The 5093-nt window shown below is 68.2% G+C and carries 6 protein-coding genes; 1 reads left to right on the top strand and 5 read right to left on the bottom strand.

The annotated features are described in order from the left end of the window. Positions 1–27 precede the first annotated feature (27 nt). The 4 genes from NBV68_RS17540 to NBV68_RS17525 all read right to left on the bottom strand — a co-directional run bounded on the left by NBV68_RS17540 (position 28) and on the right by NBV68_RS17525 (position 3585). Entirely contained in the window at positions 28–549 is a 522-nt protein-coding gene (locus NBV68_RS17540) for a hypothetical protein (protein ID WP_296312353.1), read from the bottom strand. Positions 550–677: 128 nt separating this feature from the next. Continuing rightward, entirely contained in the window at positions 678–1367 is a 690-nt protein-coding gene (locus tag NBV68_RS17535) for a DsbA family oxidoreductase (RefSeq protein WP_296312350.1), read from the bottom strand. Then, complete coding sequence (nudC, locus tag NBV68_RS17530) at positions 1364–2266, bottom strand: NAD(+) diphosphatase (protein WP_296312345.1); 903 nt, start codon at positions 2264–2266, stop codon at positions 1364–1366. Before nudC ends, NBV68_RS17535 begins: the two co-directional genes overlap by 4 nt. Further along, positions 2266–3585, bottom strand: coding sequence for a serine hydrolase domain-containing protein (locus NBV68_RS17525; RefSeq protein WP_296312342.1), 1320 nt, complete (start codon positions 3583–3585; stop codon positions 2266–2268). The genes nudC and NBV68_RS17525 overlap by 1 nt, the downstream gene beginning before the upstream one ends. A 116-nt stretch (positions 3586–3701) precedes the next feature. Between NBV68_RS17525 and NBV68_RS17520 the strand changes: the two genes are divergently transcribed. Further along, positions 3702–3923, top strand: coding sequence for a hypothetical protein (locus NBV68_RS17520; RefSeq protein WP_296312341.1), 222 nt, complete (start codon positions 3702–3704; stop codon positions 3921–3923). Here the strand turns inward: NBV68_RS17520 and NBV68_RS17515 are convergent. Then, on the bottom strand, positions 3920–4978 hold the full coding sequence (locus NBV68_RS17515; RefSeq protein WP_296312337.1) for an A/G-specific adenine glycosylase: 1059 nt from the start codon (positions 4976–4978) through the stop codon (positions 3920–3922). The two genes, NBV68_RS17520 and NBV68_RS17515, sit on opposite strands and share 4 nt — an antisense overlap. Between the last annotated feature and the right edge of the window lie 115 nt (positions 4979–5093).

The following is a 5093-nucleotide window of genomic DNA, read 5'->3' as shown; positions in this document are numbered from 1 at the left end:
CCCCCCCGCCCGCGTCCGGTCAATCGATCAGAAACCGACCGCGCGCGCATTGCCTGAATTGTGGCCGCCGTTGCGGTTCAGCACCTCGCGCAGCTTCGCCTCGTCGACGCCGATATCCTCCACCGTCACCACCACGCCGCCGTGCTTGATGCGGTCGTTGTAATAGGTCGCGTCTTCCTCGCTGACGCCGTGCTTGGTGAGCGTCTCGTTGAGCGTGCCGCCGATCGCGCCGAGCACCGCGCCGATGCCGACCGCCTCGGGAGCGGCAGCCGCAGCAATGGCGCCTGCTGCAGCAAGCGGGCCGACGCCCGGAATTGCCAGCGCGGCAACGCCGAGCCCGGCGCCCAGCGCTCCCCCACCGAGCACACCGCGCAGCACGTTGCGGTGTTCCTCGTCGGTCACTTCACCATCGCCGCTGGAAGTGGTGGTGGTGCCCTTGTGGTGGGCAATCACCGACATGTCATTGTCGCCGATCCCGAGCGAGCGCAGGTCGTTGACCGCGCGCTCGGCTTCGGCGTGGCTGTCGAAAATCGCGGATACCTTGGACATTGCTGTTCTCCTGCAAGCTGGGACGCCCGCGCGGGGATTGCGGGGCGTGTGACCATGGCTTGCAGGAGGCTGGCCGCGCGGGCGCTGTCATGGGTGGGTGATGCGGCGGCGCTGAGCCGATATTCGGGTCAGGTGGTCGCGCGGGTCTTTTCGGCGACGCGCCTGAGCGCATTCACATAGACTTCGGGAGCCTGCGCGCCGGGTATGAGAAACTTGCCGGCAACGATCATCGCCGGGACGCCCGAGATGTTCATGTCCCACGCCTGCGCCTCTTCGGCGAGCACGCGGGCTTCGAGATCGGGGTCGCCCAGCGCGGCTTTGGCGGCTTCGCGGTGCAGGCCGACACTAGCGGCGATGTCGAGCAGCACTTCGCGGTCGCCGAGCGGCTTGCGAGCGTTGAAGTGCGCGCGGAACAGCGCGAGCTTCAGCGCGGTCTGCACCTCGGGGCCAGCCTGTTCGAGCGCGAAGGTCAGCAGCTTGTGGCAGTCGCGGGTGTTCCACATCATCGCAGGGGGAGCCTCACCCTCACCCTCATAGGACAGCGACACGCCCGCGCCCTCGGCAATCGCCTTCATCTGGCCGCGCAAAGCAGCGCCTTCCTCGGCCGAGCGACGGTACTTGCGCTGCAAGTGCGCCTCCTGCTCCTCGCCCTCGGCGGGCATGTGCGGATTCAGCTCGAACGGCCGCCAACGGATTTCCGCCGCGATCTCGCCTTCGAGTTCCTGCAAAGCCTTCGTCAGCTGGCCATAGCCGATCAGGCACCACGGGCACATGACATCGGAATAGATGTCGATGGTGAGGTTCTGCGGGCCGCTCACCGGTCGAGCCACCAGCACACGAGGTGATGCGCGATGGCGAAGGGGCGCGGGAAATAGAGAAGGTCCGTCCCCGCCTCGCCTGCCGCGCGTGCCTCTTCAAGCTCGGCGCGGGTGAACCAGCGCGCGTCTTCTAGTTCGGTGGCGTCGATGGTGATCGCGGGATCGTCGGCAACGCTGGTGCAGCCGATCATCAGCTGGCTCGGGAAGGGCCACGGCTGGCTGGCGATATACTTCACATCGCGCACGCGCACCCCGGCCTCCTCGTGGATCTCGCGCGCGACAGCTTCCTCGATGGTCTCGCCCGGTTCGACGAAGCCCGCGAGCGCGGAATACATCTTGGGCGGAAAGCGCGGCTGGCGTCCGAGGAGGAGCTTGTCCTCATGCTCGACCAGCATGATGGTCACCGGATCGGTGCGCGGGAAATGGTCCGCGCCGCAAGTGTCGCAGTGGCGTTGCCAGCCGCCCTTGACGAGCTTTGTCGCCGCCCCGCAACGGGCGCAGAAGCGGTGGCGCGCGTGCCAGTCGACAAGGCTCCTCGCCCCGCCATAGATCGCCAGGTCAGGCGCTGAAAGCTGGGTCATCAGCGCCCAGGCCCTCGGCATGGCATAGGCGGGGCCGTCCGCGCCCTCGCCCGGCACGGGAGCGAAGTGCGCCTTGCCGTCGAGCATCCCGAGGAACACCAGCTCGGCATCCTCGGCGACGTCAGCCAGCGAGCCCCACACGAGCCCGCCCGTCTCGTCCACCCCCGGCAGCAGGCCATCGAGTAGCAGTACCCGGGCGCGCCAGTTCATCAGGCCCGCCAGCGCCTCGGCATCGGTGCGGATGTGATCCGCCCGGTCGAGCGGCGAGCCCGAGAAGGCCATCAGCCCTGCGGCAGGGGCGGGGGCAGGGGCGTGCATCAGGCGGCCTTCCTCGCCCCGCGCATCGCGGCCAGATCCTTTTCCATCGCGGCCATGAATTCGTCGCGGATCGGATAGGCTTCCGACGGCATGTACTGGGTCCACAGGCAGGAGCGCAGCTTCAGGTCGAAATCAACCGCGCCGAGCGTGCCCGCCGCCCCGCCCCAGCCGAAGCTTGCGCCCTTGGAGCGCCCGCCCGCGCCGTGGCCCTCGCCCTCGAGCCAGCTGCCCTTGAGATCGACGCTGGCGGGGATGAGGTTCGAGGTGCCGACCCGCACCGCCGCTTCGCTCATCACGAACTTGCCCTCAAGCGTGCCGTAGCCGAGCAGCATCCTGAGGAAGCGGTCATAGTCCTTGGGGCTCGACACGAGGCCCCCGCCGCCCGCCGCCACTTCGGGCGGATCGAGAAAGACCGAAGCCGCACCAGGATCGATCGGGAAGGCGGTGCCGCCGATGATCCCGTAATTGTCGGTCAACCGGTGCGCCTCGCTTGCGGGGACCTGCATGAAGGTGCTGGTCATGCCGCAGGGTTCGAAGATGCGCTTCTTGAGGAAGGCTTCGAACTCCATGCCGCTCACCACCTCGATCACCCGGCCGAGCAGGTCGATCGAGCAGGAATAGCTCCACCTGGTCGCTGGCTGATACATCAGCGGCAGTTCGGCCAGGCGATCGGCCCAGACCGCGAGGCCCGGCGCGGGCGTGACCGGCTCGACCCCCGGGATCGGCATGCGGCTCACCCGTCCGCCGATCAGCCCAGCCTCGTTGTAGGCCTTCTGCAGCGGCCCGCGGCTGATGATCTGATAGCCGAGTCCCGAGGTATGGGTCAGCAGCATCCGGATCGTGATCGGCTGATTGGCAGGCACGGTGTCGTCAAGCGAGCCTTCGGGATCGACCAGCACCTTCATGTCACGGAAGGCGGGCAGGATCTCGTGAACCGGCTGGTCGAGGCCCAGCTTGCCCTCGTCGATCAGGATCATCGTCGCCATGCCGGTGATCGGCTTGGACATCGAATAGATGCGGTAGAGCGAGTTCTCGTCCACCATCCCCGGCTTGCCGAGCGCCAGCGTGCCCCCGCCGACGGTGTGGGCGTGGGGCTGCTGATCCCAACCGAAGGTCAGCATCAGGTTGGCGACTTTCCGCCCGCTGACATAGCGATCCGCCATCGCCGCGACATTGGGCCAGCTTTCGGCGGCGTCATGTGCGAAGGCAGCGCGGCCGAAAGGCAGGCCCGAAAGCGCCGCCCCGCCCGCGAAAAGCGTGCTGTAGCGCAGCAGCGAGCGGCGCGAGACAGTGAGCGGGTCGGGGGTCTGCAATGACATCGGCAAGAATCTCCAAACAGGGCTGGCGCGCCTGTCTGCGGCAGGCTGCCGCGCGGGTCAATCGTGCGGGCGCAAGGCGTCTTGCATGACCGCGGTGTCTTATCTATATAAGACACATGCTCAACGCCCTTGCCTATCTCGTCGGCCTTATCAGCCTGGTGATCGTCATCCCTTCGCAGATCCCGTTTCTCGGTTGGGGCAACTGGTTTGCCCTGCCGCTGATCGTGGTGGGCATCGTGCTTGGCGCGCTGTCCTCGAAAGACGGGGGGCGCAACTTCTGCCTCGTGGTGCTGCTGATCGCGGGCGTGCGGCTGTCGCTGGGGGGCGGGATTCTCTAGTCCCGCGCGGCCAGCGCAAGCCGCGCCGCTTTGGCGAACAGGGTTGCCAGCCCCGCCTCGCCGATCCTGTCCACCGGCCACCACTGCCCCGCCCCGCGCGGTTGGGAGAGCGTCTCGAGCGCCTGCACCTCGAGCGTCAGGGCCGCATGGGTGAAGCCATGCCGCACCGCGCCCAGCCGCCGCCATTCGCCCGCCAGCGGCACCTTGCCCGATCCGTCGCCTTGCGCGCTCCAGCCGTCGTCCGGGAGCGCGCGCATCCCGCCGAGCATGCCTTGCGCCGGGCGGGTGACGAGCCACACATGCGTGCCGCGCGCTCGGGTGATCCAGAAGGCGGTGCCGCTGCGTTCGGGCACCTGCTTCTTTGGGGGCTTCACCGGCAGGCGTTCGGGCTCGCCAGCCTTGCGCCCCTCGCAGTCCCCGGCGAGCGGGCACAGCAGGCAGAGCGGCGACCTGGTGGTGCAGACGTGGCTGCCCAAATCCATCATGGCCTGCGCAAAGTCGCCCGCGCGATGCTCGGGCGTGATCGTGGCGGTCGCAGCGCGGATCGCCTTGCGTGCGCCCGGCAGCGGCTCGGCTATGGCAAAGAGCCGCGCGACCACCCGCTCGACATTGGCATCGACCACCACCGCACGCCGCCCGAAGGCGATCGCGGCAATCGCGGCGGCGGTGTAGTCGCCGAGGCCGGGGAGCGCGCGCAGTTCGGCCTCGGTATCGGGAAACCCGCCGCGCTCTGCCACCGCTCGCGCGCATTTCACAAGATTGCGGGCGCGCGAATAGTAGCCGAGCCCTGCCCAAGCCGCCATGACGTCATCGTCAGGAGCGGCCGCCAGCGCTTCGACCGTCGGCCAGACCTGTGTGAACTTCGCGAAGTAGGGCTTCACCGCCACCACCGTGGTCTGCTGGAGCATCACCTCGGACAGCCACACGCGGTAAGGCCATGCGGGATCGTCAGGCAGCGCGCGGCCCGGCGGGTTGCGCCACGGCAGATCGCGGGCGCCCCGGTCATACCAGTCGAGCAGATTGCCGGAGATTGTCGGGGAGATGCTGGCAGTCACGCGCGGCCTATGGCATGGCGGGCACAATCATGGGAAGCGACAAGAAGACCCCCCCAGCCGGGAACGGCAAGATCAGACCCTACACCCGCCCGCGCGGTCAGGGCCCCCGCGCGAT

Origin of the sequence: Erythrobacter sp., from assembly GCF_023653175.1 — a bacterium.
In the GTDB taxonomy this organism is placed as follows: domain Bacteria; phylum Pseudomonadota; class Alphaproteobacteria; order Sphingomonadales; family Sphingomonadaceae; genus Erythrobacter.
Note: the sequence above shows the minus strand (reverse complement) of the source record. Positions and strands in the feature narration are given on the sequence as shown.